Raw genomic sequence first — 2,409 nt, 5'->3', positions numbered from 1 at the left:
GGATGCTCAGGTGGATAGTTTGGAATAGTTGGTTTTCCAGCACCTAACATCACACACATCAAGGCATCTTCCTGACCTGGATTAAACAAACCACGATAAATACCCGGTGGAATTGAAATCAGATCACGCTCTTTCAATTTGGTTTGAAATTTCTCACCGTTATGCTCAATGAACAGATCAATCTCACCACGTAACATGAAAAACACTTCTTCCACATCGTGGTGGATATGCAATGGACCTTCGCATTGCGCAGGTAACACCATGGTTGAAAAGGTAAAGTTTTCGGCTGGAACTGTATTGCCATCATTGACTACGCCTGTTGCTCCAGTTCCCATATAACGCATTTGCGCACGACGATATTTCGGGTCGTAATCTGCTTGGAACTTCAACGCATCGAAGTCATATTTACGTGTTTCAAAACGCGCAATACGTGTGTTTAGCCAACCCAGTTTCGCCTTATCTTCAGCAATTCCCATTGCACCCTGAAAGTGTGGGTCTGCAAATAGAACCGCAATACTAATCTTGTCGAAAAATGCGAGAACAACACATACCATCAGGACAAAAGCAGGAACCCAATGCTTAAATCCACTTTTCTCTTCATTACTCATACTTCATTCCTTCGATTGAGTTATGAACCGGAATTAAATGTTTATGGTTTTAATTTCATGACATTAAATTTAGGGTCTGCTAATAATTTTGGGTCTAATACGGTATTGGACTGCATCCAACGTTTAGCCAGTTTGATTAATTTTGAATCATTGATTGCAATCATATTGATTAAGCAATTTTGATGATCTAAATACAGATAACTACATTGATCATCTGCACTTTTTCTCACCACAATCTGTTCTGTTCTTTCAGGTTGGTAACTACCTAGTATTTGAATATTGAAGTGGTACTGATCTGACCATAACCAAGGAATATCGGTATATTCTGTTTCCATGCCCAACATCGATTTTGCAGCTGCAATTGCTTGGTTCTGCGCATTTGCCCATGACTGAATGCAATAACCTAAACTTGGATGGATTGCGACATCAATCCAGAACTCGCCACCTGGACCAAAATCTTTGCGATAAGGAATCGAGAGACGTAACCAGCTTGCACCAGTATTGGCATATGTCGTCTTGCTGACAAACTGAGATCCAACTCATCCTTGCATCCTCACCTGTTTTATATATAAAACATTATTTGATATAACAAACCTTAATAAAGAATACTCCTATGATGTTTTTTTTGTAAAACTATATATTGTTTAAAATCATAAGCTTGATATTTATTACACATTCATTTACGTTTTACTTAGAAAATTTTGTTTTATATATAAAACTATCTTTTAACTCTACTTTGCAGTTAGAATAGATTCTTAAGAAAATTAAATTTGTAATGCTTTGCGTTTTTATAGGAAAATTAAGCTGATGAACCAAACGATAGAAACAGACTCTCAAGAATCTGAACTCACAAAAAATGATGATCGCTATTTAGTACCCGGTTTGGTACGAGGCTTAGCAATTTTGCAGGCATTTGATCAACAAACCCAAGAAATGACGATCACTGAGATCGCTGAAATTTTGGATGTAAATCGTTCTAGTGCTTTCCGTCTGATTTACACATTAGAATCATGTGGCTTCCTTAGAAAAGCATCTCAAAAAACCTATGCACTTGATTCAAAGGTGATGGAACTCGGCTTCAACAGTTTGTCTAAACAGTCTCTTTTAGATTTAGCAACACCGTTGATGAAGGAACTACGCGATCAAACTAAACTTGCAGTACATTTGTCCATTTTAGAAGGTACACATATTGTCTTTATCAACAATGTGCAATCGAATGGAACATTTACCAGCAATATAGGTCTAGGCACTCGCTGGCCTGCCCATGCGACTGTGATTGGACAAATGCTATTAGCAGACTTATCTGAAACTGAAATCCGTGATCGCTATAAAAATTTCAATCAATGGGAAACTTTTTCTGAACTCACCCCAAAAAATCTTAAAGAGCTACTTCAACGCCTGAATTTTGTTAAAACACAGCGATCTATGGTCAGTTGGGGACATTACAATCATGATATGGCAGCTTGTGGCGCTCCAATTTTCAAACAATCTACAGGAAAAATGACTGCTGTATTGTCTGTAAGTTGCCCTTTAGCAACCTATGAAGAACACTATTTTAAAAATGAAATTGCAGAGATGGTTATCCAAACAGCGGATAAAATTTCTAAATTTATTTATTAGACTAAGGTTAAGTTCATTTTTCTAAAATATTTAGACATTGAGTGTATTCATTAAAATTTTTAGTGAATACTCATCAAAGTAAATTAATTTCAAAATACTCCGAAATAAAAAAGCCCTTGTATCAAACAAGGGCTTTTTTATTAATTTGGCAGAGGATCAAGGACTCGAACCTTGACGAACG

At 36.7% G+C, this 2,409-nt stretch carries 2 protein-coding genes and 2 pseudogenes; 1 reads left to right on the top strand and 3 read right to left on the bottom strand.

Going from position 1 to position 2,409, the window contains the following annotated elements; all coding sequences use genetic code 11:
• The 3 genes and pseudogenes from A2003_RS10000 to A2003_RS09990 all read right to left on the bottom strand — a co-directional run.
• Positions 1-608, bottom strand: a 608-nt coding sequence (locus tag A2003_RS10000) for a cupin domain-containing protein (protein WP_286687285.1), incomplete at its 3' end; no start/stop codon positions are given.
• Between the two features lie 41 nt (positions 609-649).
• Positions 650-1,036 (bottom strand): annotated as a pseudogene (locus A2003_RS09995) (oxidoreductase C-terminal domain-containing protein); the annotation flags it as partial.
• Positions 1,037-1,117 (bottom strand): annotated as a pseudogene (locus tag A2003_RS09990) (hypothetical protein); the annotation flags it as partial.
• Between the two features lie 298 nt (positions 1,118-1,415).
• Here A2003_RS09990 and A2003_RS09985 point away from each other — a divergent pair.
• Positions 1,416-2,228 carry an IclR family transcriptional regulator gene (locus tag A2003_RS09985; RefSeq protein ID WP_112986159.1) on the top strand — a complete coding sequence of 271 codons (813 nt, stop codon included), beginning with the start codon at positions 1,416-1,418 and terminating at the stop codon, positions 2,226-2,228.
• Positions 2,229-2,409: the final 181 nt, after the last annotated feature.

Source organism: Acinetobacter sp. GWC1_38_13 (assembly GCF_001767535.1).
GTDB classification, from domain to species: domain Bacteria; phylum Pseudomonadota; class Gammaproteobacteria; order Pseudomonadales; family Moraxellaceae; genus Acinetobacter; species Acinetobacter junii.
This window is presented reverse-complemented; position numbering and strand designations above follow the sequence as displayed.

What these genes read in the sequence shown, in the direction of transcription:
- A2003_RS09985 (WP_112986159.1), top strand. Translation starts at nt 1,416, where the DNA reads ATGAACCAAACGATAGAAACAGACTCTCAAGAATCTGAACTCACAAAA.